This is a genomic window from Pseudomonas sp. B21-054 (assembly GCF_026016345.1).
Taxonomy (GTDB): Bacteria; Pseudomonadota; Gammaproteobacteria; order Pseudomonadales; family Pseudomonadaceae; genus Aquipseudomonas.
Genome location: NZ_CP087204.1, coordinates 2,604,995 through 2,631,049, shown reverse-complemented (window position 1 = coordinate 2,631,049; position 26,055 = coordinate 2,604,995). Strand labels below are relative to the sequence as shown.

The window sequence follows — 26,055 nt, the reverse complement described above, 5'->3', positions numbered from 1 at the left end:
CGGCATGGCTTTGCATGCGTGGCGCCAGCCAACACGCTTGGGTAGCGGCTTGCGCCGCGGTCTGAAGATCTGTGTTTCAGATGTAGGTGGAGGCCAATCCCCCATCGACGGGCAGATTGACGCCGTTGATCCAGCGCGACTCATCGGCGCAGAGGAACGCGATCACCGCAGCCACCTCATCGGCATAAGCGGGACGTTTCATGCGATGGGCATCGGCCTGGGTCCGGGCCTCGCCGAGCATGCTGACAAAATCGCCAAGGATGGGGGTGAACACCGGCCCCGGCGCCACACTGTTCATGCGCACGGAGTGCTCGAGGAACCACGGTTGCGCCTGCTGGTAGTTCCAGACAATCAAGGCTTCCTTGAAATACTGGTAGCAGGTCTCGTCCGGTACCGGGTGCTCGGCGAGCCAGGCTTGCGCGGCGGCGAACCCTTCGATGTGCGCAAGCGCCTTGTGCAACGCCAGGCGCAACGGCCACTCGGCACCCAGGATCGAGGCGACATTGACGATGCTGCCACCGGCGGCGATACGCGGCAGCAGTACGCTGCTCAGGTGGCGCACACCCAGGTAATTGACCTTGGCCAGCAGTTGCGGATTCGCGGTACCCGGCACCCCGGCAATGTTGCAGAGGCCATCGATGCGCGCCGGCAGTTGCGGCAACAGCTGGTCGATGTTCTCGGCACTGCTCAGGTCGCCTTGGACAAAACCGTCCAGGGTCATGTGCGGTGCCTTGATATCCACCCCAATCACGTGGGCGCCGTGGCTGCGCAGCACGCCGGCAGTGGCTGCGCCGATCCCCGAGGACACCCCGGTCACCAGCACAATCTTGTTGTCGAGTTTCATGTTGAGCCCTCTTATTTTTATAAACTCATTCCACAGGCCGACCACCCTCGTCGGCCTGTCTGCCTCAAAACGGGTAACGCGGCGCGGTATCCTTGACCGTCACCCACTGCCATTGCGTGTATTCGTCCCAGTCGGCCGGGCCACCCACGCTGCCGCCATTGCCTGAGTTACCGCGACCACCGAATGGATTGATGCATTCGTCGGCCACGGTCTGATCGTTGATGTGCAGCAAGCCGCAATTGAGTTGGTCACCGATCGCCATCGCGCGCCCGACCGAAGGCGAAACGATGCCTGCGGACAGGCCGTACTCGGTGCGGCTGGCCAACAGGATGGCTTCTTCGTCGTTGGCGAAACTGACCACGGTGGCGACCGGGCCGAAGATCTCTTCATCGAAGGCGCGCATGCCCGGGCGTACGCCTGAAAGCACGGTCGGTGAGTAGAAGAGCCGGTCAAATTCGCCGCCAGCTTCCAGCGTTGCGCCGGCGTCCACGCTCTCCATGACGATTTCATGCACGCGTTGCAGCTGTCGGTTGTTGATCAAAGGCCCCAACACCGCTTCGCTGCGCGCCGCGTTACCGACGGTGATTGCCCGGGCTTTTTCGGTCAGTTTCTGGATCAGCGCCTGGGCAATCGACTCATGGACCAGGATGCGTCCGGTGGCCATGCAGATTTGCCCCTGATGCAACCAGGCGCCCCAGGCGGCATTGCTGGCGGCCAGGTCGAGATCGGCGTCTTCGAGCACAATCAGCGAGTTCTTGCCGCCCAGCTCCAGGGCCACTTTCTTCAGGTGACGGCCCGCCAGTTCCGCGACCTTGCGCCCCGCCGCGGTGGAACCGGTGAAGGCGATCATCCGCACATGCGGGTCGCGACACAGCGCCTCACCCGCCGGCGCGCCGCCGGGCAAAACGTGCAACAGGCCTTTGGGCAGACCGGCGGCTTCGAATAGCCGGGCGATGATGAAGCCGCCGCTGATTGGCGTCTGCGGATCGGGCTTGAGCACCACGGCGTTGCCGGCCGCCAGCGCTGGCGCGACCGACCGCAGGGAGAGCACCAGGGGGAAGTTGAATGGAGAAATCACGCCGACCACGCCGTGGGGCAACCGTCGCGCATACGACAAGCGCCCCGCCTCACTGGGCAACACCAGGCCATGAGGTTGCGACAGCAGGCCGGCCGCCTGATGCAACAACACAATCGCCTCACGGACCTCATGCTCGCCCTTGAACAGGCTGCCGCCACTTTCCCGGGCGATATACAGCGCCAGTTCGGCAAAGTGTTGCTGGGCCAGGGCCGCCGCCTTGCGGAAGATGTCCGCACGTTCCCGCGGCCCCAGCGCCGCCCAGGCTGGCTGGGTGCGCGCGGCGGTAAGACTGGCCAAGGCGACATCGGCGGCATCCGCCAGCCCGGTGACCGTCAGCACGTCGCCGGTGGCGGGCTCATCCACACTGTTGGTGCCCCCCAACGGCCGTATCCAGTCGCCGTTGAAGATGCGCTCGTACCACAGCTCTTCCCGCAGAAATTCAGAGGGTTCACTTACCGACATTTCGGCCTCCCGGCTCTTGTGATTGTTATCGCCCGACGCCGCCTTGCCGAAGCGGTGAGGTCGTGTGCGTTGCCAAGCACTAGAGCAAGGGCCATGCCGACTCACGGTCAGCCACTGCGTTTTAACGGGCGAAGGCTCTGGCCTGAAGGTTCCAGCGCGGCGCTCGACGATTGATCGACAAGCCCCTTGCCCGGCCGACTTTGCGGCACTTGTTCAAATGATAAAGTTATGCTTAATAACTATTTACCCAGTTGATCATTTCGATCAGTCAACTCGCCCAGGGGCATAACAATGAATAATCCCCACTCGCTGTTCCCTAGCCTCGCGCTCACGGAGGAGCATTTCTCGCCACGGGGGGACAGCACCCAACTGAGCGAGGGCAACTCACCGACCCTGGCCGAGCTGACTGAGTGCCTGTTCTTCTCCCCTGTCGATGGACGCATCTGGCTCAACGACCAGCGCATGCTGCTGTTGCACAGCTCATCGTTCGGCGCGCTGCGGCGGGAGATCATCGATCGCCAGGGCCTGGAACAAACCCGTGGCCTGTTTACCCGGACCGGCTACCTGTCCGGCGCACGGGACGCACGGTTGATTCGCGAGCGCTGGCCCGACGCCGATGCCGCGGCGATTTTCTCCGCCGGCACGCGCCTGCACACCCTCGAAGGCATGACCAAGGTCGAGCCCCTGCACTTTAAGTTCGATGCCGATTCGGGCTTCTACGAAGGTGAGTTCCTCTGGCATCACTCCTGTGAGGCCGACGAACATATCGCCGCCTACGGAATCGGCCAGGACCCGGTGTGCTGGACCGAACTGGGCTATGCCATCGGCTATGTCAGCGGCCTGTTCGGCCGGCTGGTGATCTTCCGGGAAACCGAATGCCGGGGGATGGGCCACGAGGTCTGCAGAGTGGTGGGCAAGACTGCCGAACAATGGGGCGATGTCGAGCAGGACCTGAGCTACCTCACGGCATCGCCCTCCAGCCTCACTCCCAGGCAACGCCCGGCGCCGGCCCCGGTGCCCCAGGACGACGGCGACATCGGCGGGCTCAAGCCCATTGGCGCCAGCGCCGCGTTCAATGCCGCCACCCTCGCCTTGCAACGCGTGGCCCCCACGCCGGCCACGGTGTTGTTCAGCGGTGAGTCCGGGGTCGGCAAGGAGTTGTTTGCCCGCCAGTTGCATCAATGCAGCCCACGCCATGCGGCGCCTTTCGTGGCGCTCAACTGTGCCGCGATCCCGGACAATCTGATCGAGGCCGAACTCTTCGGCGTCGAACGCGGCGCTTATACCGGCGCGACGCACTCACGCCCTGGACGCTTCGAGCGAGCCCACGGCGGTACGCTGTTTCTCGATGAAATCGCCAGCCTTAGCCTGCCGGGACAAGGCAAGCTGCTGCGCGCTCTACAGGAGCGCGAGATCGAACGAGTCGGTGGCGGCCAGCCGATCAAGGTCAATGTGCGGGTGGTGGCGGCGACCAACGTCGACCTGCGCAAAGCGGTGGCGGCGGGAGACTTTCGCGAGGACCTGTTCTACCGCCTGAACGTCTTCCCCATCACCCTGCCGCCACTGCGCGAGCGCCGCGACGACATCCCGCTGCTGGTCAACGCGTTCCTGCGCCGCTTCTGCCAGGACTACGCCCGCAAACCCGCTGGGCTGACCATGCGCGCCCTCAAGGTGTTGCTGCGCTACGACTTCCCCGGCAACGTACGGGAACTGCAAAACATGGTCGAGCGCGGCTTGATCGCCAGCGAGGATGGCCAGGCCATTGACCTGATCCACCTGTTTCGCAACGAGCCCATACCCGAGCAGTTGTACTCCCTGGACGACAACGGCAGTCTGGCGGCACTCGACCAGAAGACCACCCCTCCACAGCCGCGCCCGGCCTTGCTGGAAACCTTGACCCGGCTGGAGCAAGGTTTCTCCATTGACGGCTTGGAGTCGCGGCTGATCGACGAAGCCCTGCAACAGAGTGAAGGCAACCTGGCGGCGGCTGCGCGCCTGCTGGGGTTGAGTCGCGCGCAGTTTGCGTACCGGTTGAAGAAGTATCAGCAGGTGCAGTCCGAGTAACCCGCCTGATGCACCCGTAATGCCGTTCACCTAAGGTTTGCCCGGATCATTGTGGCGAGGGGATTTATCCCCGCTGGGCTGCGAAGCGGCCCCAAACCAGGCAACTCGGTGAGTCAGGAAGATTGAGTTCGTCGCTTTAGGGCTGCTGCGCAGCCAGCGGGGATAAATCCCCTCACCACAAAGGCAACCGCCCTTACACCGGGGAAATCGTCGCGAGCACGCCAATCAAAAGGGTCAACGCCAAGAACCCACCCAAAAAAATCGCCATCTTCGTCATGAGCATTCCTGATAGAAAAGTGTGCCGTCAACCAGCGAACCACGGCGTTATTCTGCGCGGGGGGGCGGGTGGGTTACAGGGGCACCTGCCGACGAAAAATGCGGATCAGTGCCGAAGGCCAGGCGCTGCGCAAGCCCCCGTATACCAACGTATATTTTCATGTCCCTAGTCATTGTGGTGATCTGCAAAGGCAACGCTTAACCTTGCCCTGTGTTTAACGCCTCCCACTGAAAACACGCCAACTTCATGATCGCCACTCCCTTGGCGAGCCCATAGTCTCGACCTTGAAATAAGGTAAGCGAGGTGATCAATGCGCTCTTCATTCCCAACACCGGCATTGACTTCTTTTAAGGGCAAGGAACAGGTTTCCAGCACTTCGTGGTGGGCTGATGTCGCACTGCTTAGCCTTGCCGTGCTCTTGGCGATCTTTATATTTCATGGCGTGGAGCAAATGAGTCAGCCGCTTGGCGTTCTGCACTCATCCCCCGTATCCCTTGAGCTTGCCCACCTGCCGGAATACACACTGCGCACCACACTGCGCATGTTCATCGCCTTGTTCGCGTCGTTGGTATTTTCTCTAGTCGTTGCAACGTTGGCTGCCAAAAGCCGCAAGGCGGCCATCGTTATCCTGCCCGCACTGGATATTCTCCAATCCGTGCCGGTCCTTGGGTTTCTTACCTTTACCGTCGTGTTCTTCATGGGCCTGTTCCCAGGCAAAGAAACCGGGGTGGAATGCGCAGCGATCTTCGCCATCTTCACCAGCCAGGTCTGGAACATGACCTTCAGCTTCTATCAATCGCTGCGAACCGTGCCCCACGACCTTTACGAAGTCAGCCGGCAGTTCGCGTTTTCGCCATGGCAACGTTTCGTCAGGTTTGAGTTGCCTTTCGCCACGCCAGGCCTGGTGTGGAACATGATGATGTCCATGTCCGGCGGCTGGTTTTTTGTGGTCGCTTCCGAGGCCATCACCGTCGGCGATACGACCGTCAGTTTGCCGGGCATTGGTTCTTGGCTGGCGTTGGCGATCGAGCACAGAGACGTCGCCGCCATCGCCTGGGCCGTGTTGGCCATGGCCGGGGTGATCGTGCTGTATGACCTGTTGTTTTTCCGGCCCATCGTCGCTTGGGCGGACAAATTCCGCTTCGAACAGACCGCCTCGCAGAAACGCCCACGGTCCAGGGTTTATGACCTGCTGCGCTCGGCCCGCCTTGTGCCCTTGGCATTGCTCGCGCTGGAAAGCATCAAGGCGTCGTTATTCCTGGAGAAAATCCCCCGTTTTCCTCGAATCCACTTCAAGACCAGCGCCCGCTTCAACCGCGCCACCGACATGATCTGGATAGCCCTGGTGGCCGCTGTGAGCATGGCCGGCCTCCTGCAACTGTCGCGTTTCATTGGCAGCACATTGGGCCTGGAGGACGTGCTCGGTGCATTTGGCCTGGGACTGGTGACCCTGTTGCGGGTCGCCGTGTTGATCGTGCTTGCCAGTGTGGTGTGGGTGCCCATCGGCGTCTGGATCGGCTTGAACCCGCGCTGGGCCGAGCGCTTGCAACCCATCGCGCAGTTGCTGGCGGCCTTCCCGGCCAACGTCCTGTTTCCGTTCGCGGTGATCGCCATCGTCGCCCTGAAGCTCAACCCCGATGTCTGGCTCTCGCCGCTGATGATCCTGGGGACCCAGTGGTACATCCTGTTTAACGTGATTGCCGGCGCCAGCGCCCTGCCCACCGATCTGCGGGAAGCGGCGCGCAGCTTTCAGGTGCGCGGTTGGCAGTGGTGGCGCCAAGTCGCGCTGCCGGGGGTGTTCCCGTATTACGTCACCGGCGCCCTCACCGCAGCCGGCGGCTCGTGGAATGCCAGCATCGTCGCCGAAGCGGTTTCCTGGGGCGATGACCATCTGTACGCGTCAGGGCTGGGTGCCTTTATCGCTCAGGCCACCACGGCTGGGGATTTGCAACGGGTGGCCCTGGGCGTGATGGTCATGTCGATTTTCGTGGTGGGTTTCAACCGGCTGCTGTGGCGCCCGCTGTACGGTTTTGCCGAGCGTCGGCTGCGCATTGAGTGAGGGTGATCCAATGGAAGTAATCGACAAACGTTGCCTAGTGGATGTACAGCAACTGGGACAGGTCTACGGCACTGCCGGCGGCGAGCGGCGGGTGCTGGACGATGTCTGCCTGCGCCTGAACGAGGGGGAAATCGTCGGCCTGCTGGGGCGTTCCGGATCCGGAAAATCGACCTTGCTCCGGGCCATCGCAGGCTTGATTTCGCCCACCACCGGCGTGGTTGATTTTCCCGTCGATGCCCAGGGGTTATCGAGCTCGGTGCGCATGGTGTTCCAGAGTTTCGCTCTGTTCCCCTGGCTGACGGTGCTGCAAAACGTCGAGGTCGGCCTCGAGGCCTTGGGCGTGGCGGCGCCAGAACGACGTCGGCGGGCCTTGGCCGCCATCGACATGATCGGCCTCGATGGCTTCGAAAGCGCCTTCCCAAAAGAACTGTCAGGCGGCATGCGCCAGCGCGTCGGCCTGGCCCGCGCGTTGGTGGTGGCCCCGGATGTGTTGTTGATGGACGAACCGTTTTCCGCGTTGGACGTGTTGACCGCCGAAACGCTGCGCACCGATCTGCTGGAGTTGTGGCGTGAGGGGCGGATGCCGATCAAGTCCATCTTGATGGTCACGCACAACATCGAAGAAGCCGTGTTGATGTGTGACCGGATACTGATTTTCTCCTCCAATCCAGGACGGGTCATGCGGGAAATCGCCGTGGACCTCAGCCGGCCGCGGCATCGCTCGGACCCAGCTTTCCAAGCCCTGGTGGAACACATCTACGTGCAGATGGCCGGCAGTACGAATGAGGGCTCGCCACGCCAGGGCATGTTTGCCGGCAGCGACATGGGCATGGTGCTGCCGTCGATCTCCACCAATGCCTTGGCTGGGCTGATCGAAGCGGTGCAGGATCAACCGTTTGCCGGCCAGGCGGATTTGCGTGAACTCGCCGCGGCCTTGCGCTATACCGCCAGTGACCTGCTGCCGGTCGCCGAGGTGCTGCAACTGATGCGTTTCGCTGACATGCACGAGGGTCATATAACGCTCTTGCCGGCAGGGCAACGCTACGCCGATTCAGCGGTGGATGAGCGCAAGCAACTGTTTGCCCAGCACCTGCTTAAATATGTCCCGTTGGTGGGCCATGTGCGCAGGGTGCTGGATGACCGCCCCACACGCACGGCACCGGCCAGGCGTTTCCGTGATCAGCTGGAAGATTTCATGTCCGAGCACGACGCCGCCAATACCCTGGACTGCATCACGCAATGGGGCCGCTACGCCGAGCTGTTCGCCTACGACGAAGTGGCCGATCAGTTCAACCTGGACAATCCATCCTGAGGCGATTCACTTGCCTCGGTATAGACTGCCTGGATTGAGGCCCTGTTCGTTGGAGCGACGCGGATGAACATTCGATGAGGCGCACCCCGTTGACGCTGCGCGTGGTGCTTTTGCTGGCGCTGGCCCTTGGCATCGCCGCGATCGACACCGTCACCGACCTGGAGATCGCGGTAGGGGTTTTCCAGATCGTGGTGGTGTTGATCGCGGTGCGGATCCTGCCGGCGCGGGCGGTGGCTGGTGTCTCGATCTTCTGCATGGTCTTGACGATCCTGAGCTATCGGTTCACCCGTTTTGGCGATACGGAGGCTGGCCTGATCAATGTCTTGATCAGCCTCGCGGCCATTGCCGGCACCACGTATCTGGCGCTGCGGTTATCGGCGGCCATCCGCACCGTGCATCAGACCCGTGCCCACCTGGCCCACATTGCTCGCATTAACATGCTCGGCGAGCTGGCCGCCTCCATCGCCCACGAAGTCAACCAGCCACTGGCTGCAGTGGCCGCCAGTGGTGGCGCCTGCCTGCGCTGGATGGCCACCGAGCCGCCCAACCTGCCCAAGGCGCAACAGGCGGTGGAGCGGATCATCGCCGACACCCACCGCGCCAGCGAAATCATCGCCCGGTTGCGCGGCATGGCCCGGCATCAAGCGCCGACCAAGCGATGGCTGAACGTGGCCGACACCGTCAATGCTGCGCTGCGATTGTTGGCTGGGGAGCTGAACGAGCAGAACATCACCTTACGCGTACAGGTTCAGGAGGCGCTGCCACCGGTGCTGGCCGATGAGGTGCAGATCCAGCAAGTACTCCTCAATCTGGCGACGAACGCGGTCGACGCCATGCGCCAGGTGGACGTCGAGCGCCGGGAGCTGGCGGTGCAGGTCGCCCTTGAGTCCCCGGATCGATTGCTGTTTTCGGTGTCCGACCTAGGCAGCGGTTTGTCCGCCAACGACCGCGAGCGGGCGTTCGACGCCTTCTACAGCACCAAACCGGACGGCATGGGCATGGGCCTGGCGATCAGCCGCTCCATCATCGAAGCCCATGACGGGCGTATCTGGGCCTCAAGCGATCCGCAGTCAGGCTCGACCTTCCACTTCACCCTGCCGGCGATTACACGGGAGTCCGATGAGCAAGACAGAGGTTGAGGGGCGCACTGAGGCGATGATCTACATCGTCGACGATGACAGCTCGGTGCGTGCCTCGCTGCAAGACCTGCTGGCCTCGGTGGGCCTGGCGAGCACGGCATTCGATTCGGCCCGGGCGTTCATGGACGCTGAGCGGCTAGATGTGCCAGCGTGCCTGATCCTCGACGTGCGCATGCCGGGTTTGAGCGGGTTGGATTTCCAGCAGGAAATGGCCCGCTTGAATATTCTGCTCCCGGTGGTCTTCATCACCGCCCATGGCGACATCCCCATGTCAGTCAAAGCCATGAAGGCCGGGGCACTGGAGTTCTTGACCAAGCCGTTCCGCGAACAGGATTTGCTCGACGCCATCAGCCTGGGCCTGATTCGTGACCAGGAAAGGCGCAAGGCCGCGGCGATGGTGGATGAATTGAAGCGCCGCCACGGCACCCTCACTGACGGGGAGCGCGAGGTCATGGATCGGGTCGTGTCGGGGCTGTTGAACAAGCAAGTGGCCGCCCAGCTGGGTTTGAGCGAGGTGACCGTGAAAGTGCGACGCGGGTCGTTGATGCGCAAGATGCAGGCGGACTCGTTGGCGGCGCTGGTCAAGATGTCGGAAAAACTCAAGGACGCCAGAGGCTCGGTAGCAAGTGGTCGCTGATCACAGCTATCATGCCGTTCGCCCTGCTGATGGGCGCTATTGCAGGCCACCCCCAAGGACTCAGGTATGACCTTTCTGCCGTCACGCGCCACCCTCCTCGTCTCCAGTCTGTTGTTCAGTTCGCTGTGCCTGGCCGAAGGCGAGCCCACGGACGGCAGCCTTATCAAGGACTCGACCAAGGCCGCTGTCTCAAGCTTCATTACCGCTGGCAAGAACCTGCTGGGTGGCGTCAGCGAAGGCGTGCTCGATGGCCGCGAATCGGCCCAGGGCGCCGACGGCGCGGCGATCATTTCTTCCAACGAGCAACTGAAAGACCGCGTTTCCATCGAAGTCCTGAAGCTGGAGCCCGTTGACGACACCTTCAGCGTCACCCTCGGCTTCAAGAACAGCACCGACACGCAACTGCGCCTGATCAACCTCGGCCAGACGGGCGCCCTGCTCGCCATCGACCAGGCCGGTTACGCCAACAAGCTCGCAGGGTTTGAAAACCCGGATGAAGTCACCATTCCGCCGAAGACGGCCGTGCGGCAGAAGTTTGTGTTTGAAGGGTTGAACGAGAAAATCAACACCGTGCGGGTGTGGGGCCAGGATTATCAGGTTATAAAATAAAGGGCGCTGCGTTGATCGTTCCCAAGTGTGGGAACGATCAAAAGTTGTTGGCTCGAAACACAATCGTGGCGAGGGAGCTTGCTCCCGCTAGGCTGGGCAACAACCCCAAAACAGCGAGCTTCACGCCCTGGGAAAGGACTCATTGATATACCCCGTGTTCAATCCGCGTCAGGTAATCCTCAACCACTTGAAAGCCTTGCGGACTGTCGATCAGCTCCAACGGCACATGATTGCCCAGGTACTTGCAGGGCTTTCGCAGCCAATCCTCAGCCAACTGCCGACTGCCGAAAACATTGGTGGTGTGCTCCAAAATCTTGGCGTATTGGCTTCCAGGCATCGATCTGTCCTCACGATATAAAACGAAGCTGAGCGTGCCGGATACCACACAGAGCACTGAGACAACGCCAGATCGTAAGTGCAGGACTTCCGAAGGCCAACCTTAAAAAGTTGTCAGAGACTTCCTCGATTTCTCCCAAAGCGATCACTTGCCCGTAGGACGGTGTTCAATGACAGCCTGTGTGGCTACAACATCAAACGTCATTGCCCACATCCACTACAGAGTCAGTCGACTTTCGCCACCTTCACCGGCTCAAAATTCAACGCGAGCACACTCGCCAACACGATAATCGCCCCAACAATCACCATCGTCGCCGGGCGTTCGGCCAGGACTAAAGAAGCCATCAACATCGCGCTGGGCGGTATCAGGTAAAGCGCCATGGAAGCTCGGCTCACGTCGCTGTGGGCCAGCACGTACGCCCAGGCGAGGTACGCCAGCGCGCTGGGGAAGATACCGAGAATCAACACTGCCAGGTTCACCGAAGCCGAAGCCTGTCGCGCCGCGTCCAACACCCCCGGTGCGAAAATGAACAACAGGAGTGTGCCCGACCAGACGGTGTAGCAAACCATGGTCAATCCGTCGTAGCGATGGGTATGGCGCTTCTGCAAAGAGAAATACACACTCCAGGACAGCGCCGCCAGCAGGATCAATAGCCCACGGGCGTCCATGTCACCCAAGCCTCGATCCCCCGTGACGACCACGGCAGCGCCAAGCAAGCCGCACAGTACACAGCCCCATTGCCAACCGCCGACTCTGTCCTTGAAGACAAAATGCGCCAGCAACGTACTGAACAAAGGCGTGGACTGGGCCAGCACACTCGCCGCCCCGGCACTGACGCCCCGTTGACCGTAATTGAGGGCGATATGGTGCAGACTCACGGCAAAGAAACCCAACACCGCCAGCAACGGCAAATCCCCAAGACGCGGCCAGGAAATACCCTTCGCCACCGCGACAACGGCCATGAACACCGAAGCGATGAGAAACCGCACCAAGGCCAACTGACCCGGTTCGTAGGCCTGCAAGCCGATGCGAATACCAATCGGCGAATAGGCCCAGCAAAGAATCACGAACATCGTCGCCAGGATCACTTTCACGTGGGGTCTGCTGGGGTTCTTCAAGCCGTCAAACGGCACACAACGGGTTTCCATTCAGAGTTCCTGCGCACTGAGCGTCTGGTCTATTTACCCCGCAGTATCAAAACCACCCACCCTCAATACAAGTGACTTAAACTTAGCCAACCATTCACTTTGGATGAGCTATGGAACTGTCCCAACTGCGCATGCTCAAGACCGTCTGCGACACCGGCAGCATCGCCCGCGCCGCCGAAGTGCTGCACTGCGTGCCGTCCAACATTACGGCACGGCTCAAATCCCTGGAGCGGGAGCTGGGTACACCGTTGTTTTTTCGTGAAGGCCGCGGTTTGCGGGTCAGCCCGGCGGGCGAGGTGTTCCTGGGATACGCGACAAAAATCCTCGGCCTGACGGAAGAAGCCCGCCGCGCGGTCAACCCCAGCCACACGCCAAGCGGACCGCTGCGCATTGGCGCCATCGAATCCAGCGCCACGGGGCGCCTGCCGCAGTTGTTGGCCAAATATCACGCGCAGTATCCTCAGGTGTCGCTGGAGCTGAGCACGGGGACTTGGGCGCAGTTACTGGACGACACCCAGCATCACCGGCTCGACGGGGTGATCGTGGCGGTAGACGTGGAACGCCCCGGACTCAAGCGCGCCGTGATGTACCGCGAAGACCTGATGCTCATCGCCTCCGAATCCCACGGTCCCTTGCGCAACGCCGCAGACCTGCAAGGCAAGGCCATCTTCATGTGGCCCCCAGGCTGCCCGTACCGCCTTGCCCTGGAGCAGTGGTTGCTGCGCCATGACCAAGTGCAACCGATCATCAGCATCGCCAGCTATGGCGCCATCGTCGGCTGCGTCAGTGCCGGCGCCGGCGTCTCGCTGGTGCCTCGTGGGATCTATGAGCAATACCGTCAGGGGGCTGGCTGGACAGGGTATGAGTTCCCTGAGCTGACGGGCATCGATAACCTGTTCTACTGGCATGAAAACGCTGGCCGGCATCCTGCCAGAGAGGCGTTTTTGACGATGTTGAAGACGGAGTTTGAAGGGTAGTTGCAACCTCGCTACAAAAGCCATTGGATTGGCGGTATCCCACTGACCATTCTTGTGGCGAGGGGATTTATCCCCGTTGGGGCGCGAAGCTGCCCCAAAAGCTGACACCTCGGTCCCTCGACCAACACAAACCCCCGTGGCGAGGGAGCTTGCTCCCGCTGGACTGCAAAGCAGTCCCGAAACCTGCCAACACGGTGTATCCAGTCAACTCCCAGCGCTTGTTAGAAGACCGCTTCACGGCCAGCGGGAGCAAGCTCCCTCGCCACAGGTCCTCATCGATCTTGCCTGTCAGCGCACAAACTGAAAAATGTTACACAGCTAAAGAATTGTCCTAACCGCACTACGAGACCTGCTGAAACCGGCGTGATCCGACTGTTCCTACAGAACCTGAGACCGTCGGTTCGTTTCCACATGGAAGTCTCACGACTCCTACGAAGCTCTCGGAATCCCTCACCTTGTCCGCCTTGGTTGCTCAAATCTAAAGTCATTCCCGTCGCCCCCAAAAGCGACCGGGTTTGGCGACCTTCGTATCGGATCAGCCCCCTAAACCAGCTGGAGCAATCCCATGCAAAGATACCTCCCATCACCGGCATCGACTCCCCCCGCTTCCCTGCACCTACTGCCAGCCAGAGCGACACCATCGGCTCCATGTTCGATGAAAAGAACCATGATCTGCAGTCAATCTCCCATCCATCAGGAGTAGCCATACGGCTACAAGTGAGACTATGATCGATAAGAAAATGTACGAGATCCACCAGACGCCCGATTTTGAGGATTGGCTTGACAGTGTGAAGGATACTCAAGGAAAAGCGGCCATCTTGGCCCGCCTGGATCGCGCCCAAAATGGCAATTTTGGTGATTGCGAACCGGTTGGCGATGGGGTGAGCGAAATGCGTGTTTTTATCGGCCCGGGGTACAGAATCTACTTTGTACGCTCGGGGATCGCAGAGTACTTGATGCTCAGCGGAAGCGATAAAACAGATCAAAGACGAGGCATTAAGAGAGCCAAATTGATTCTTGATGCCCTGAGAGGTAAATGACATGAGCGACAAATTCAACCCTGAGGATATGCCGGTCCTTAGCCTCAGCACTGCTGGTACGACTCGTTACGAGGCTTCGCGCTTTCTCGATACCCCAGAAGCTATAGCGGCTTATCTGGCTGAAAGTATGAAAGCCGATGATACGGAAAGTCTTATTCATGCGTTGGCCGAGGTCGCAAAAGCCAAAGGTGTCAATAAAGTCGCCAAAGATGCCGGAGTTAATCGTGAAAGCCTTTATAAGGTGCTGAAATCTGGCGCAAAAACGCGGTTTGAAACTATCAGGAAATTGATGACCGCGATGGGTGTGGAACTCACGGTACAACCGATTGCAACATTAGCGGTGGCTTCCAAAGCTGCGACTCCAAAAGCTGGAAAACCACCGGTCGCTGCATCAAAACCGACAGCTAAATCCGCCGCGAAAAAACCAGCAGCACCGGCGGCTCAACCAGACGCAAAACCTGCTGCGAGAAAATCAGCTGCGGTCAAGCCTGCCGCATCGGAAAGACCTCCAAGCCTGCCCAGTGCTGGCAGTAGAAATAACAAAAGGAGGATCGATAAGGGAGCGGAACTATTTTCAAGCAAATAAATCAGCCCCCCCTTCTTTTATCCTTGTGGCGAGGGGATTTATCCCCGTTGGGGCACGAAGCGGCCCCAAAGCTGACAACTCGGTCCACCGACCAACACAACCCCCCTGGCGAGGGAGCTTGCTCCCGCTGGACTGCGAAGCAGTCCCGAAACCTGCCAACACGGTGTATCCAGTCAACTCCCATGCCTTATTCGAAGGCCGCTTCGCGGCCAGCGGGAGCAAGCGCCCTCGCCACAGGTTCTCATCAATCTTGCGTGTCAGCGCACGGCTGAAAAATGCTGCATAGTTGAAGGATCGGTCCTAACCGCACTACGACAGGGAGTCAGCTTTGGAACTAGCACCACCGTTTATCCTCCATGAAACCAGCCATTGGACAGTCAACCATCACTTGGCCTCCGCCCTGCCCGGCTATCTCATGCTCGGCGCCAAGGCTCACGTGAACTCATTGGCCCAATTGCCCGCGTCGGCACTAGCGGAGCTGGGTGGCCTGATGGCTGACATCCAAAGCATTCTTGAAACACAGCTCAACCCCAAATGGCTTTACATCAGCCGATTCGGCCACGATCCCCGCTACCCCATCCACTTCCATTTCATTCCGGTGTACGACTGGGTCGAGGCGTTGTTTTGGGAAGATACGCGGTACAGGCTGCTGGAAACGTTTGGGAGTCAAGGGAATGCCCAGACATTGACCGACGGCGCGGAGCTGACGTTGTTCATCTGGCGGGAGTTTGGGGAGAGCCCAACGCCGCCACCCATTCAGGGGCCGTCAATTGAGCAAGTGATAGAAAGGTTGCGTCAGTCATTCAAATCAGCTGTTCCGGTCACATGAAAATCAAAACATCATTCGTCGCGCTACTCGGCATTTTTTCATTCATCCAAACGTCGGCCTCCTTCGCGGACAACGCCAATGGGAAAGCGCTCTATCTTCAGAGATGTGCCGTGTGCCATGGTGCGGATATCAAGGGAACAGGGCCGTTGGCCAAAAAAAGCAACCCTCCAACCCCCGACCTTACGACACCCGCCTTCAAGAAACGACTGACCGATTACCCGGGAGTGATTGTCTCTTCAATCATACTTCGCCCAAATGGAAACCTGATTCCAAGGACCTTGCAGGAGAATGGCGTGAAGATCCCGCCGCACCCTTGGAGCGTCAGGGACCTGCGCGATCTACATCAATACATGAGTGACGTCATTTCAAATAAATGATCTTACGGGGAACTGCGCCTCGGCTTATCGACAACAATACCCAGGGCTTCTCGGGCCTGGGTATTGAAGTGTTTTATAAAACCGTCAGTAAAGCGTATTGGCAACACGCTCCGGCAGTGCCTTGTCATAAGCGTCGCCATCGACCTGAGATGGACAGATGCGCTTAAACACCTCGCCTGCCGTGGGCAGTGCGCGGCGCTCGATCTGCCGCTCCACATCCCACAGCCCCGCCCTGATCACCGCCCTGCTGCACTGGAAATAAACACTGGTTACGGTGACTTCCAGAACGGTTCGAGGGAGTTGCCCTTTTACTGCGAAGCGGGACAACAGGGCTGGCTCGATGGATATCCTGGCCGTGCCATTCACGCGCAAGGTTTCCCCCACGCCCGGCACGAGGAAAAGCAACGCGACCCGGGGATCCTCGACGATGTTTCGCAGCGAATCGATACGGTTGTTACCGCGGCGGTCAGGCAGATACAACGTCTTGCTGTCATGGACATGAACGAACCCCGGCGCGTCGCCCCTCGGAGAAGCATCCAGCCCTCCGGAGCCTGAGGAAGCGAGGATCACAAAGGATGCCGCCTCTATGAAGGGCTGGTAAACCGGATGGATATGGTCGACTTCCTTGAGGATCGAGGGTGCTGCGACGGGGCCGTAGAGGCTTTCCAGCGCTTGGGTGGTGGTGATGTAGGCGCTGCTGTGGTTGTCGCGTTCCATGCTCATTCCTCTGTAGATACCTAAAAAAATCGCCTTCAGCTGATCGCTTCCTGCCCACCCTCGCGGACCATGCCGTGGCTGAATTGACTGTCTTCAGGGATTGAAACTCATCCGGCCCGGGAACGCCAGGAAGGCAACCCGCAGCGTGAGCAAGGCGCGTGTGGCAATGCCCAGTTTCGCGGTCGGCTCAGGCGCAGGCTAGGGTGGACGATCGGAATGATCGAGGTCGATCTAAACGCTGAGGTCCAGACCGTTCCTACAGAAGCTGAAACCGTCGGTTCGTTTCCACGAAGGACTCTCATGATTCCTACGAAGCTCTCGGAATCTCTCACCTTGTCCGTCTTGGTTGCCCAAATTTATAGTCATTCCCGTCGTCCAGAATGGCGACCAGGTTTGGCGACCTGGGATCAAGTGCAAAAGTACTGCGTTTTTTGCGAAGGCTTTGGCACACTTGCACGGCTGCCCGTTACGGCAGTTGTGCGCGGGAGACCTTCGGGTCTGCCGGTTTTCGATCCCGGTTCGCCAACCTGCGTGCAACTGCCACCCAATTGTTTGGCGACGATTGAGTGGTTAAAACCTCACTAGATCGGAGCTTTAAACATGGAAAGATACGTCCCCATCACCGGCATCGACTGCACCCCTGCCTCCTTACTCATCGATACCGAAGCCCCGCTGGATGTCCTACACGCGACAGCCGATTACCGCATTCGTGTGGTGACTCAGGTACTGGAGAACATTGCGTTTCGTTCCGAGATCGCCAGCGACACGGTGGTGCTTTCGGACTTCGCACAGCTTTTGGTGATTCCGTTGCGTGATGGGTGCGATCTGCTGGAGGTGATTGGTCGGCGGCTTCAGGCGCAGATCGAAAGCTGATGGAAAAACGAAAAAAGGGGACAAACGAAAAAGGGGGACAGATTTATTATCAGAAAAATAAATCTGTCCCGCTCTTTCCCGAACGGCAGCAACTAGCCAGAAGCGACCGGTTATAAAAGGTCCAAAAATGTCCCGAGGCGAGTATCTAGTCGCGCCAATTGGGCCCGTCCTAGTGAGCAAAGCTAGAGGTTTCAACTATTTGCTAGCTAGATGTAATCGCAAACAGTTTTTTGCACAAATAGGCATCCTCTCTTGGGAGGAAATCTTCGGGACTTTCATTGCAGGAAAATGCTTCAAAAACGTGATTGATAATTTTTTTTGCTTGATCCGTAGTAAGGGCAGAAGTATCTATCAGATCAAGAAGAGCATCGGCTATCTCGTTTAAACTAATGCAGTATTCTTCAGCCGCAACTCTAAGCAATGCTCGCATCTCCCTATATTTACCATCTGAATTTACATTGCTTTTCAGAAAATCAAGGGGCTCTTCCAGAATTTCAAAAGGATAAATTTCTTGATACCTGCCGCAGTATTCTATAAGGATCCGCCTAACCTTCACGCCATCAAATTCTTGAGAGCCAGCCCCTAACAGAGCATTAACTTTCGTATTAATTATCCAGCTTTTCATCGCGAAATTTACCTTGCTTAGCGCTTGTTTAAGAGAAAAAGGGGACAGATTTATTATCAACGAAAAAGAGGACAGATTTATTATCAGGAAAATAAATCTGTCCCGTTTTTTCCGCGTTTTTTCCGCTCAGAATCTGTCCCGTTTTTCCATTCGGCCGCTGAATGATGATGGCAATCTATTTCAAGCTAACAGCTAATGGTAAAAAATAGCCTCTACCATTTTCATCCCCAGCCTCAAGACCGAGAATGTTAGAAATTATCTACCTAAGCGTTCGTCACGGACTGCTTTCGGCCCGGAGTATGTAACAGGCCTTGCATAACTCAACTCCCATGCAAACCAGCCATCTTCAAAATAACTTGCATTTCTACAGAGAGTCGATCTGCGCTTGAAGTCGGATTGCCGACCTTTCAAATGCTGTCTTTTCTAAGCTGGCGGTTCCCAGAGGGTGTGGCGGGACAAGCCAAAATAGGTAGGTGATCCACTTCGAGTAGGCTTCCTCAATGGCTGCGCGCAACTGGGGGTGCCTGCGGATCTCCTGATCCACGCTAGCGTTTCCTGACTCCATTTTGTCCTCAATGCATATTTTGGGGGCTTCAATGATTTTGGATTTGGAAAGCGCTACTTCGTAGCTGTTTGCTCCGTGCTTCTGCAATGCAGTATCAGCATTTGCTAGCGCCGTGGCCCCTATGATTTCGCATTCATATGCCCAGTTTTTTAGTGACGAAACAAACGTCGTCGTTTCTGAAGCGTAGGCCGGAGCAGACAAAGCGAGCAACACGAGAGCGCTGAAAATTTTCAAGTGGACCCCTCCCCAAATAGAGCGCGAACTTTAACATTTTTGACGCATAGCGTAAGCGAACGGCGCCCCCACCTTGCGTGATTACGCCGGCTGCCACTTATGCGGCAGCAACTCGTCAATCTGACTCATCTTCTGCGTCGGCAGCCGTGCCAGCACGTCTTTCAAATAAGCATACGGATCGTGCCCGTTGAGCCGTGCCGACTGGATCGGCTCATCAGCGCCGCCACACGTTTGCCGCTGCGCAAGGAACCTGAACGAAAAAGAGGACAGATTTATTATCAGAAAAATAAATCTGTCCCGTTTTTTCCCCGTTTTTCCCCGTTTTTTCCCGTGTCCCGTTTTTTCCCGTTTTTTCCCAATGGACATCACCGCGATGTACGCAGGGCTATCGCGTGGTGCGCGCAGCACTCTCTACAAAGGCACCTGAGCACTTGGCGCCGCGCAATGAGGCGAAGCATGGACTTCGCGTACGCTAACGTTATGCCTGAGCCAATGCATTAAAGAACCACTCGTAGAGTGCCTGTGGGTGGTATTGGGGAAAATACGCAACTAGCACGGTTGAAGTTACAAGCGCCAGCACCACCAACAGCGCGGTAAGTAGCTTTACCAACGTCGAGAGAGGTGGATTGGGCGGGCCGTATTTATTAATCGCTTTACGCCCCGGAAGCATGATGAGCGGAAGCGTTATCACAAAGCCAATAACAGGGAATACGGAGAGCATTCCCCATATCGGACTCCAGCCTAGATCACGTGCCCTGCGTACCAGTAGAGACACGTTGAGCAGGATGGCAGGAACGACAACGGTGACACCGACTATCAGCAAAACCACCAGTTGATGGCGCAACCCCACCATAAAGAACAACAGCAAAATGCACGGAAGAACCAGCACCAACGGCACATGAATCAGCCAGAAGCGCGCCAGAGAAATACGCCCGGAAAAATCAAAAATCTTGGAGTTTGAAAACGTGACAACCTCGTCGTCAATCAGTTGGGCGTCACCCGGTTGGTATGGGTTTTCGATTTCGCTGCTGATGCTGCCGAAAACGGGCTCTATCCTGGCCATTTAGTGCTATTCCCTTGTGTTTGATGGTGCTATTCACGTCACAACGTTTACGCCTCATATCTAATCGAAGGCCGGCATCAAACTCAAGAGAAAAGACGCTATCGTGTAAGGGGGGCTGTGTGCACCACAGCATGTGTGGGTCTGTCGCATGGTGCGCGCAGTACACCTTATGAAGTGTTTTGCCGCTAGTAAGAAGGCGGGTCATGTCCCTACTCTGAACGACAGCTTCTGGCCGATTGCTATCTATGGCGAAGGGCCGCTTGCCCACAGTCGGACATTCCCACCGACGCCTAAAAGTCTTAGTCGTCTTCAGCCACCCCGTATAGCTTTCATCAAATGTCCAACAACGATGACTTCGATGGCGCCTTCACTGGCGCCCGCCTCAAAAGCAGCGCAGCAAGCCGATGCGTTCCCGGCACAGATACGGTAGACAGCAATTACACTGCCTGGCCCGCCGCCTGTGTGCCCACTCAGGGAGTACCCACCGTCAATTGCCCCCTGCATCATACCAAGGCCATAGCCCGGCGTGATCCATGGACGCCCGGGAATCGGGCCGCCCAATGTTCGTGCCGTCTGCATTTCCTGAAGCAAGCCCTTGGGAAGCAGGTCTGCGCAGAGGAGTCGATCCAGAAATAGCGCTGCTTGCGAAATTGGGCCCATCAACAAGCCGTGGTAAACCCAGGCGGGGTCATAATTTGAGGCACTTCCAAGATGGGTTGTCTGTAAGTCTGCTCGCGTTTTAGCAAAGCGAATGTTCGTTAGGCCCAGAGGGTGAAGTGCCCGTTGGGTCACCGCTTCATCAAGCGTCAGATCAGTTAGCCGTTCAATTAGCCTGCCGATGAATAAGTAGCCAACATTCGAGTAACGCCAACCGGTTCCGGGACTGTATCGAAGTCGAGCACCGTCAAGGCGTTGCATCATTTCATCTGCCGACCAGGCTGACTCACTGTTCGTAACGGCGGCGTGATACTCCTCAAGTTCGCCGTAATCGGCCAGACCTGCCTCATGCCGCAGTAGCTGGCGTAACGTGAAAGGCTGATCAGGAATTGGGTTGTCCAGCCCGATCAGCCCGTCGCGTACCAACGATAAGGCTGTCGCAGCCAGGACTGTTTTCGTAAAGCTCCACCAGGGTGCCGTCAGTTCTACATGGTCAGGCGTTTGCGGCTGACCATTTGATACGAGCGAGCAGAACATTGGCTTCCTTGGAATTTAGAGCAGATCGATACCTCGACAAGATACCCCATGCGCTCTTCTTCGCCAGAGTAAAAAGTCAGCCGTTTGTACTGTCCTGAGCAACCGCTAATGGCCGACTCTTGCCTAGCAAAAGGCTCCAATCGCCCCAATCACAACAATAACAACAGAGGCCACAAATGCAGCCTCTCAGAGCGTCTGACAAAACCACCTTTAGCGTAATCACACAACTTGCAACGACACCTCTTTAATCGCCAGCAACCTCAGAAATCAACAGTAGCCGACACCTTCAACGTACGCGGTGCCCCTTGGGTCAAATAACCACCATTAGCCGAGGCCCAATAGCTCTCGTCGGCAACATTCTCCAGCATCGCATTGAAGGTCACCCCGCGGCCCTCCATTTTCGTGCGATAGCGCGCGCCCAGGTCGACGCGGGTCCAGGCGGGGATGCTGTATTCATTGGCGCTGTCAACGAACTGGCCGCCGGTGCGCAGTAGCAGGCCGTTCAGGCTCACCCCGGGCAAGCCGGGCACGTCCCAATCGGCACCCAGATTGAACTGGAATTTCGGCACACCCACCGCCTGGTTGCCATCGTCGCGACCACCGGTGGTGCCGCTGAGTTCGGCTTTGGTCCAGGTGGCGCCGCTCAGCAGGCGCAGGCCGTCCAGCGGCTCGCCGAACAGGCTCAGTTCCACGCCGCGATTGCGCTGCTCGGCATCCACCCGGTAGTAGCCGTCGCCGCCGAGCACGCCTTGCGGCTGCTCGATGCGGAACAGGCTGAGGCTGCCGCCGAAGGTGCCCCAATCGAGCTTGGCGCCCACCTCGGTCTGCTTGGAGCGATAGGGCGCGAACATCTCGCCGTTGTTGAGCGCGGCGGCCGGCGCGGTCGGGCCCTGCTGCAGAGACTCGACGCGGTTGGCATAGATCGACAGGTACTCGGTGGGCTTGATCACCAGGCCATAGGCCGGCGTGGTGATACTTTCCTGATAGCTGGAGGTGCGGGCACCGCTGGCCGCGTTCCAGGCATCGGCGCCGATGGATTGGCGGCGCACGCCCAGGGTCAGCAGCACGCGGTCGTCGAGCAAGCCCAGGGTGTCGGACACCGCCAGGCTACGGTTCTGCACCTTGGCAGTGGTGTCCGGGTCATGGATATCGCCGGAGACGCTGGTGGCCGGCGGCTCGGCGACGGGCTGGCCCTGATACAGATTGCCGAAGCCGCGACTGCCCGCCGCGGTGGTCTCGAACGCGTTGCGCTTCTCCTGCCAGATGCCGTTGGCGGCCAGGTTGATGCGGTGGCTGACCGGCCCGGTGGCGAGTTCGCCGCGCAGCCCGGTGACGGCGCTCAGGGTTTCCTGGTCCAGCGGCGAATAGAGGCGGCCGATACGGGCGTCGCCATTCGCGCCGTAGACATAGTTGGAGGCGTAGACACCGTTCTCCCGCGTGTATTTGCCGCCTGCGCTGAGGTAGGCGGTCCACGTGGGCGACAGGTCGTACTCGGCGCTGAACATGCCATAGGTGTCTTCGAGCTGCGACCAGCTCCAGGGTTGCGCATAGTTGTGGTCGGAGTCGGGTGCCGACGGCGTCTTGCCGTTGAGTGTGCTGGTGGGCCCCGTCGTGGTCAGGTAGACCACCGAGCGCCCCTCATTGACCCGTTGCTTCTGGTAACCGAGGTCCGCAGACAGGCGCAGACGGTCACCGCGGTAGTCCAGGCCGAGGGTGGCCAGGCTGAAGCGCGAGTGCTCATCGTCCACCGCGGTCTCGCCCTCGCGCTGGGCCAGGTTCACCCGCACGCCGAAGCGGTTGTCCTCGCCGAAGCGCTGGCCCAGGTCGAGGTGCCCACCCACCCGGCTGTCGCTGGCATAGTCCAGGGTGGCGCTGCGCGTGGGGGTGTCTTCGGCACGCTTGGAGACCACGTTGATCGCCCCGCCGACACCGCTGCCCGACGGCGACACACCATTGACAAAGGCGTTGGCCCCCTTGAACACCTCGACCCGCTCGACCGACTCGGTGGAGATGATCTGGCGCGGCAGAATGCCGTACAGGCCGTTGAAGGCAATATCGTCGCTGAACAGCTGGAACCCGCGCACGACGAACACCTGGGAGAAGTTGCCGAAGCCGAACGACTGACGCACGCCCGGATCGCTGGCCAGCACATCGGCCAGGGTCTGCGCCTGGCGCTTCTCGATCAGCTCGGAGGTGTAGCTGGAGAAGGCGAAGGGCACATCTTGCATGTCCTGGTTGCCCAGCACGCCGATACGGGCACCTCGCGCCGCCTCCCCACCGGCGTACTCGGCCGGCAGGTCGACACGGCCTTCGGCGAGCCCGCTGATGGTGGTCGGGCCGAGTTCCAGCACGCCCTGCTCGGGCAGTCGCACCAGGGTGATGGTGCCGTCGTTGCCGGTCTGGAAGGTCAGGCCGCTGCCCTCCAGCAAGCGCTGCAGGCCGTCGACCACCGAATAGTCGCCCTTGAGCGCCGGCACCATGGCGCTGCCACGGGTCAGGCCGGCGTCGTAGAGCAGCCGCACATCGGCCTGCTCGGCGAAATCGGTGAGCGCCGCGTCGAGCCGCTGGGCAGGCACGTCGAGCTCGACGGCCTGCGCCTGGGCGGCAGTAATGGCCAGGGGGAGAACGGCTAGCGCCGCGAGGAAGGAAGTCGACCGCATGCTGATGTCCTTGGCTATCAATACGAAGAAGTCGCATTTGCAAGGAGAGAAGACGAAGGCGCCGCTGATTTCTGAACCATCGCCGTCCAAATATTTCTATTTTCTTGCAGACCCAGGCGCGGCGCGGGTCTCAGCGGCGGGACGTGACCAGAATCAATCCCGGCAGGCGCACCAGACTTACAGGCAAAGTGGTTTCGACAGCCCTTAACACCGCCTCAGGATCGTTAAGGGCGAACACGCCAGTCACCTGTACAGCGCGAGCGGCTTCGTCGACAAACAGCACCCGCGCAGACTGGCTGCGCTCAAGCTCGGCGAACACGTGCTCCAGCGGCTGGTCGCGGAAGACCAGCTTGCCGCGCTGCCAGCCCAAGCGCTGGCGCGCATCCAATGCCTGCGGCGCCTGCAGTTCCCCGCCACGCCACTGCACCTGCTGCCCGCCGACCACCGGCAGAGGCTCGCGCCCCTCGCTGGAGGCCAACACTCGGCCCTCGCTTACCGCGAGGTCGACACCGCCCTCCTCCAGACGCACATCAAAGCGCGTGCCGGTGACGCGAATGTGCGCCTCGCCGGCCCTGACAATGAACGGCCGGGCCGGGTCATGGGCGATCTGGAAATCCGCCTCGCCGCGGTACAACCTGACCTCGCGGCGACCGTCGACAAACTGCCAGTCCAGCGCCGAATCGCCGTTGAGGGTCAACAGCGAACCATCCGCCAGACGCAACTCGCGCACCTCGCCCGGCTGGGTGCTGATGTCGGCATACAGGCCAATCCAGATGCCGCGCGGTAGCCACAGGGCGAGCAACAGCATCGCGGCGCAGGCCAGTGGAGCCGCCCACCGTCGACGACGCAGCGCGCGCACCTGAGGCTGCTCGGCCGGACGTTCTATCTGGCCGAGCAACGACCACAGCCCTTCCACCTCACGCAACGCCTGCTCGTGCTCGGGCGCCGCTTGGCGCCAGGCCTGCGCGGCAGCGCGATCGGCAGCGGTGGCGCGGCCAGAATGCAGCAGCACCTGCCATTGCCGGGCCTGATCGAGAAGTGAAGGATGACTCACGGCTGCGGGTCCATCTGCTGCTGGCAGTGTTCGAGGGCCTTCAGGATATAACGTCCGGCCATGCTTTCCGAGACACCCAGGCGCTCGCCGATTTCACGCTGGGTCAGCCCCTCCAGGCGATTCCACAACAACGCCTGTCGCAGATGCGGTGGCAAACCCTGGACCACGCGCTGCAGTCGCTCCAGGCGCTGGGCGTCGCTTGCCGCTCGCTCCGGACCCGGCTGGGCACTGACCAATTCGATGGATATCTCCTCCTCGACGGGGCGCGATTTTTGCTGACGGCGGTAGTCGATGATCAGGTTGCGCGCGATGCGATAGAGAAACGCACGAAGATTGCCGATCTCTTGCCCGGACTCGCGTCGGCGAAAGCGCAGCCAAGTCTCCTGGCGCAGGTCAGCCGCCAGTTCTGCGCACTTCACCTGCCGTGTGAGGAAGCGCAGCAGCTCGCTCGAATGGCTCTCGAACTGGCCGTCGGTGGAATGAGGATCGGATGGCCTGGACACGCAAGCGACTCAAGCGAGGAAGAGTCGCGAGAATATATCAAATGATAATGACTTTCAATTATGCTCATTATTGAGAGGCCGCTTTTGGGTCGAAAGCAGACGCACCCCATCGAGCTACTCAACGACCCCGTTATAAACAACAGTCCCCGCCCCCTCTTTCTTAACCGTTAACTTATTCCCCTCCGCCATAGCCTCAACCAGCTCAGAACACCCATCCACCTCACGCCGTCCATCAACCCGCTCAGCCTGGGCGTCGAAACTAAATACATAAGTAGACGCCGGGCAACCATTCCCACCCTCCCCCGTGGAAACCACCACTACATACCTGCTCGGCCCAAACGTATAAGCCTTTTCAATCGCCACGTAGCCGGTGTACTCAGGCTGCTCGACAATAGACTCCATGACGTTCACCACCCCCGCACGCGATTGATAATTCAACGCGGTTCCCGCCTCCAGGGTCTGGGTGGTGAAGGGTCCTGCGCGTTCGGTGTCGACGGGCAACGGTTGATAGGCAACGCCGGGCGGCGCAGGGGGTGCGATTTGGGTCGTGGCGGCGGGTTTTGCAACGAGGCTTTGCTGCGGCTCAGGAAGATCGCATAGGCCGTTTTTGCAAATGAAATCGCCTTGGCAGTCGATATCCTCCGAGCACTGGTTGGTTTCTTCGAAAGTGCTTTGGGCGGCTTTGGCGTGGCCGACGACGGCCAGTGCAAGAAGGGTGCAGGCGAACAGACGCTTCATCGGTGAATTCCTTTTCTGGATGGTGGCCCTGATGATAACTGCAAACCTTCCAGC

Annotated in this window: 25 protein-coding genes and 1 pseudogene; 12 read left to right on the top strand and 14 right to left on the bottom strand. The window is 59.4% G+C overall.

The window, feature by feature from the left end; genetic code table 11:
• Positions 1 to 76 precede the first annotated feature (76 nt).
• Complete coding sequence (locus tag LOY70_RS11900) at positions 77 to 844, bottom strand: coniferyl-alcohol dehydrogenase (RefSeq protein WP_265036856.1); 768 nt, start codon at positions 842 to 844, stop codon at positions 77 to 79.
• A gap of 64 nt (positions 845 to 908) precedes the next feature.
• A complete protein-coding gene (locus LOY70_RS11895; protein ID WP_265036854.1) occupies positions 909 to 2,384 on the bottom strand; it encodes a benzaldehyde dehydrogenase in 1,476 nt (491 codons plus the stop codon).
• A 291-nt stretch (positions 2,385 to 2,675) separates the two neighbouring features.
• Between LOY70_RS11895 and LOY70_RS11890 the strand changes: the two genes are divergently transcribed.
• From LOY70_RS11890 to LOY70_RS11865, 6 genes are all read left to right on the top strand, one after another.
• Positions 2,676 to 4,448: a sigma-54-dependent Fis family transcriptional regulator gene (locus tag LOY70_RS11890; protein WP_265036852.1), complete on the top strand. Its 1,773-nt coding sequence runs from the start codon at positions 2,676 to 2,678 to the stop codon at positions 4,446 to 4,448.
• 587 nt (positions 4,449 to 5,035) lie between these two features.
• Positions 5,036 to 6,784: an ABC transporter permease gene (locus tag LOY70_RS11885; RefSeq protein WP_413776631.1), complete on the top strand. Its 1,749-nt coding sequence runs from the start codon at positions 5,036 to 5,038 to the stop codon at positions 6,782 to 6,784.
• A 10-nt stretch (positions 6,785 to 6,794) separates the two neighbouring features.
• A complete protein-coding gene (locus tag LOY70_RS11880) occupies positions 6,795 to 8,096 on the top strand; it encodes an AAA-associated domain-containing protein (protein WP_265036848.1) in 1,302 nt (433 codons plus the stop codon).
• 74 nt (positions 8,097 to 8,170) lie between these two features.
• On the top strand, positions 8,171 to 9,235 hold the full coding sequence (locus LOY70_RS11875) for a sensor histidine kinase (protein WP_265036846.1): 1,065 nt from the start codon (positions 8,171 to 8,173) through the stop codon (positions 9,233 to 9,235).
• Positions 9,216 to 9,872: a response regulator transcription factor gene (locus LOY70_RS11870; RefSeq protein WP_265036844.1), complete on the top strand. Its 657-nt coding sequence runs from the start codon at positions 9,216 to 9,218 to the stop codon at positions 9,870 to 9,872. The genes LOY70_RS11875 and LOY70_RS11870 overlap by 20 nt, the downstream gene beginning before the upstream one ends.
• Positions 9,873 to 9,938: 66 nt before the next feature.
• Positions 9,939 to 10,481 carry a hypothetical protein gene (locus LOY70_RS11865; protein ID WP_265036842.1) on the top strand — a complete coding sequence of 181 codons (543 nt, stop codon included), beginning with the start codon at positions 9,939 to 9,941 and terminating at the stop codon, positions 10,479 to 10,481.
• 139 nt (positions 10,482 to 10,620) lie between these two features.
• On the opposite strand, the gene LOY70_RS11860 is transcribed toward LOY70_RS11865, so the two are convergent.
• Both LOY70_RS11860 and LOY70_RS11855 read right to left on the bottom strand, forming a co-directional pair.
• Positions 10,621 to 10,818 (bottom strand): MbcA/ParS/Xre antitoxin family protein, encoded by a 198-nt coding sequence (locus LOY70_RS11860; RefSeq protein WP_025213100.1) that lies wholly within the window; start codon positions 10,816 to 10,818, stop codon positions 10,621 to 10,623.
• Between the two features lie 224 nt (positions 10,819 to 11,042).
• Positions 11,043 to 11,966, bottom strand: a complete 924-nt coding sequence (locus LOY70_RS11855) for a DMT family transporter (RefSeq protein WP_265036839.1) — start codon at positions 11,964 to 11,966, stop codon at positions 11,043 to 11,045.
• Between the two features lie 110 nt (positions 11,967 to 12,076).
• Here LOY70_RS11855 and LOY70_RS11850 point away from each other — a divergent pair, with 110 nt between their 5' ends.
• The 5 genes from LOY70_RS11850 to LOY70_RS11830 all read left to right on the top strand — a co-directional run bounded on the left by LOY70_RS11850 (position 12,077) and on the right by LOY70_RS11830 (position 15,775).
• The gene (locus tag LOY70_RS11850; RefSeq protein ID WP_092167272.1) at positions 12,077 to 12,943 is read left to right on the top strand and encodes a LysR family transcriptional regulator; all 867 of its coding nucleotides are present in this window, start codon (positions 12,077 to 12,079) and stop codon (positions 12,941 to 12,943) included.
• Positions 12,944 to 13,668: 725 nt separating this feature from the next.
• Positions 13,669 to 13,983, top strand: coding sequence for a type II toxin-antitoxin system RelE/ParE family toxin (locus LOY70_RS11845; protein WP_265036836.1), 315 nt, complete (start codon positions 13,669 to 13,671; stop codon positions 13,981 to 13,983).
• A gap of 1 nt (position 13,984) precedes the next feature.
• Positions 13,985 to 14,569 carry an addiction module antidote protein gene (locus LOY70_RS11840; protein WP_265036834.1) on the top strand — a complete coding sequence of 195 codons (585 nt, stop codon included), beginning with the start codon at positions 13,985 to 13,987 and terminating at the stop codon, positions 14,567 to 14,569.
• 328 nt (positions 14,570 to 14,897) lie between these two features.
• A complete protein-coding gene (locus LOY70_RS11835) occupies positions 14,898 to 15,398 on the top strand; it encodes an HIT family protein (RefSeq protein ID WP_265036815.1) in 501 nt (166 codons plus the stop codon).
• Positions 15,395 to 15,775, top strand: coding sequence for a c-type cytochrome (locus LOY70_RS11830; RefSeq protein WP_265036813.1), 381 nt, complete (start codon positions 15,395 to 15,397; stop codon positions 15,773 to 15,775). The genes LOY70_RS11835 and LOY70_RS11830 overlap by 4 nt, the downstream gene beginning before the upstream one ends.
• Before the next feature lie 84 nt (positions 15,776 to 15,859).
• Here LOY70_RS11830 and LOY70_RS11825 read toward each other — a convergent pair whose 3' ends face one another.
• A complete protein-coding gene (locus LOY70_RS11825) occupies positions 15,860 to 16,492 on the bottom strand; it encodes a pyridoxamine 5'-phosphate oxidase family protein (protein WP_265036811.1) in 633 nt (210 codons plus the stop codon).
• Positions 16,493 to 17,092: 600 nt separating this feature from the next.
• On the opposite strand from LOY70_RS11825, the gene LOY70_RS11820 reads away from it, so the two are divergent.
• Entirely contained in the window at positions 17,093 to 17,365 is a 273-nt protein-coding gene (locus tag LOY70_RS11820) for a hypothetical protein (RefSeq protein ID WP_265036809.1), read from the top strand.
• 202 nt (positions 17,366 to 17,567) lie between these two features.
• On the opposite strand, the gene LOY70_RS11815 is transcribed toward LOY70_RS11820, so the two are convergent.
• From LOY70_RS11815 to LOY70_RS11775, 9 genes and pseudogenes are all read right to left on the bottom strand, one after another.
• On the bottom strand, positions 17,568 to 17,990 hold the full coding sequence (locus LOY70_RS11815; RefSeq protein ID WP_265036807.1) for a hypothetical protein: 423 nt from the start codon (positions 17,988 to 17,990) through the stop codon (positions 17,568 to 17,570).
• Positions 17,991 to 18,354: 364 nt separating this feature from the next.
• On the bottom strand, positions 18,355 to 18,789 hold the full coding sequence (locus tag LOY70_RS11810; protein ID WP_265036806.1) for a hypothetical protein: 435 nt from the start codon (positions 18,787 to 18,789) through the stop codon (positions 18,355 to 18,357).
• Between the two features lie 81 nt (positions 18,790 to 18,870).
• A pseudogene (locus LOY70_RS11805) lies at positions 18,871 to 19,043 on the bottom strand (transposase domain-containing protein); the annotation flags it as partial.
• A 224-nt stretch (positions 19,044 to 19,267) separates the two neighbouring features.
• A complete protein-coding gene (locus LOY70_RS11800; RefSeq protein ID WP_145022362.1) occupies positions 19,268 to 19,852 on the bottom strand; it encodes a DUF805 domain-containing protein in 585 nt (194 codons plus the stop codon).
• A 309-nt stretch (positions 19,853 to 20,161) separates the two neighbouring features.
• A complete protein-coding gene (locus LOY70_RS11795; RefSeq protein ID WP_265036802.1) occupies positions 20,162 to 21,046 on the bottom strand; it encodes a serine hydrolase domain-containing protein in 885 nt (294 codons plus the stop codon).
• A 260-nt stretch (positions 21,047 to 21,306) separates the two neighbouring features.
• On the bottom strand, positions 21,307 to 23,706 hold the full coding sequence (locus LOY70_RS11790; protein WP_265036800.1) for a TonB-dependent receptor: 2,400 nt from the start codon (positions 23,704 to 23,706) through the stop codon (positions 21,307 to 21,309).
• Positions 23,707 to 23,836: 130 nt separating this feature from the next.
• Entirely contained in the window at positions 23,837 to 24,760 is a 924-nt protein-coding gene (locus LOY70_RS11785; protein WP_265036798.1) for a FecR family protein, read from the bottom strand.
• Positions 24,757 to 25,263 carry an RNA polymerase sigma factor gene (locus LOY70_RS11780; protein ID WP_265036796.1) on the bottom strand — a complete coding sequence of 169 codons (507 nt, stop codon included), beginning with the start codon at positions 25,261 to 25,263 and terminating at the stop codon, positions 24,757 to 24,759. The genes LOY70_RS11785 and LOY70_RS11780 overlap by 4 nt, the downstream gene beginning before the upstream one ends.
• 114 nt (positions 25,264 to 25,377) lie before the next feature.
• On the bottom strand, positions 25,378 to 26,001 hold the full coding sequence (locus LOY70_RS11775) for a hypothetical protein (RefSeq protein ID WP_265036794.1): 624 nt from the start codon (positions 25,999 to 26,001) through the stop codon (positions 25,378 to 25,380).
• Positions 26,002 to 26,055: the final 54 nt, after the last annotated feature.

What these genes read in the sequence shown, in the direction of transcription:
- LOY70_RS11880 (WP_265036848.1), top strand. Translation starts at nt 6,795, where the DNA reads ATGGAAGTAATCGACAAACGTTGCCTAGTGGATGTACAGCAACTGGGA.
- LOY70_RS11870 (WP_265036844.1), top strand. Translation starts at nt 9,216, where the DNA reads ATGAGCAAGACAGAGGTTGAGGGGCGCACTGAGGCGATGATCTACATC.
- LOY70_RS11790 (WP_265036800.1), bottom strand. Translation starts at nt 23,706, where the DNA reads ATGCGGTCGACTTCCTTCCTCGCGGCGCTAGCCGTTCTCCCCCTGGCC.
- LOY70_RS11820 (WP_265036809.1), top strand. Translation starts at nt 17,093, where the DNA reads ATGGAAAGATACGTCCCCATCACCGGCATCGACTGCACCCCTGCCTCC.
- LOY70_RS11830 (WP_265036813.1), top strand. Translation starts at nt 15,395, where the DNA reads ATGAAAATCAAAACATCATTCGTCGCGCTACTCGGCATTTTTTCATTC.
- LOY70_RS11855 (WP_265036839.1), bottom strand. Translation starts at nt 11,966, where the DNA reads ATGGAAACCCGTTGTGTGCCGTTTGACGGCTTGAAGAACCCCAGCAGA.
- LOY70_RS11900 (WP_265036856.1), bottom strand. Translation starts at nt 844, where the DNA reads ATGAAACTCGACAACAAGATTGTGCTGGTGACCGGGGTGTCCTCGGGG.
- LOY70_RS11845 (WP_265036836.1), top strand. Translation starts at nt 13,669, where the DNA reads ATGATCGATAAGAAAATGTACGAGATCCACCAGACGCCCGATTTTGAG.
- LOY70_RS11795 (WP_265036802.1), bottom strand. Translation starts at nt 21,046, where the DNA reads ATGTTCTGCTCGCTCGTATCAAATGGTCAGCCGCAAACGCCTGACCAT.
- LOY70_RS11815 (WP_265036807.1), bottom strand. Translation starts at nt 17,990, where the DNA reads ATGAAAAGCTGGATAATTAATACGAAAGTTAATGCTCTGTTAGGGGCT.
- LOY70_RS11850 (WP_092167272.1), top strand. Translation starts at nt 12,077, where the DNA reads ATGGAACTGTCCCAACTGCGCATGCTCAAGACCGTCTGCGACACCGGC.
- LOY70_RS11840 (WP_265036834.1), top strand. Translation starts at nt 13,985, where the DNA reads ATGAGCGACAAATTCAACCCTGAGGATATGCCGGTCCTTAGCCTCAGC.
- LOY70_RS11875 (WP_265036846.1), top strand. Translation starts at nt 8,171, where the DNA reads ATGAGGCGCACCCCGTTGACGCTGCGCGTGGTGCTTTTGCTGGCGCTG.
- LOY70_RS11775 (WP_265036794.1), bottom strand. Translation starts at nt 26,001, where the DNA reads ATGAAGCGTCTGTTCGCCTGCACCCTTCTTGCACTGGCCGTCGTCGGC.
- LOY70_RS11885 (WP_413776631.1), top strand. Translation starts at nt 5,036, where the DNA reads ATGCGCTCTTCATTCCCAACACCGGCATTGACTTCTTTTAAGGGCAAG.
- LOY70_RS11800 (WP_145022362.1), bottom strand. Translation starts at nt 19,852, where the DNA reads ATGGCCAGGATAGAGCCCGTTTTCGGCAGCATCAGCAGCGAAATCGAA.
- LOY70_RS11865 (WP_265036842.1), top strand. Translation starts at nt 9,939, where the DNA reads ATGACCTTTCTGCCGTCACGCGCCACCCTCCTCGTCTCCAGTCTGTTG.
- LOY70_RS11825 (WP_265036811.1), bottom strand. Translation starts at nt 16,492, where the DNA reads ATGGAACGCGACAACCACAGCAGCGCCTACATCACCACCACCCAAGCG.
- LOY70_RS11895 (WP_265036854.1), bottom strand. Translation starts at nt 2,384, where the DNA reads ATGTCGGTAAGTGAACCCTCTGAATTTCTGCGGGAAGAGCTGTGGTAC.
- LOY70_RS11890 (WP_265036852.1), top strand. Translation starts at nt 2,676, where the DNA reads ATGAATAATCCCCACTCGCTGTTCCCTAGCCTCGCGCTCACGGAGGAG.
- LOY70_RS11860 (WP_025213100.1), bottom strand. Translation starts at nt 10,818, where the DNA reads ATGCCTGGAAGCCAATACGCCAAGATTTTGGAGCACACCACCAATGTT.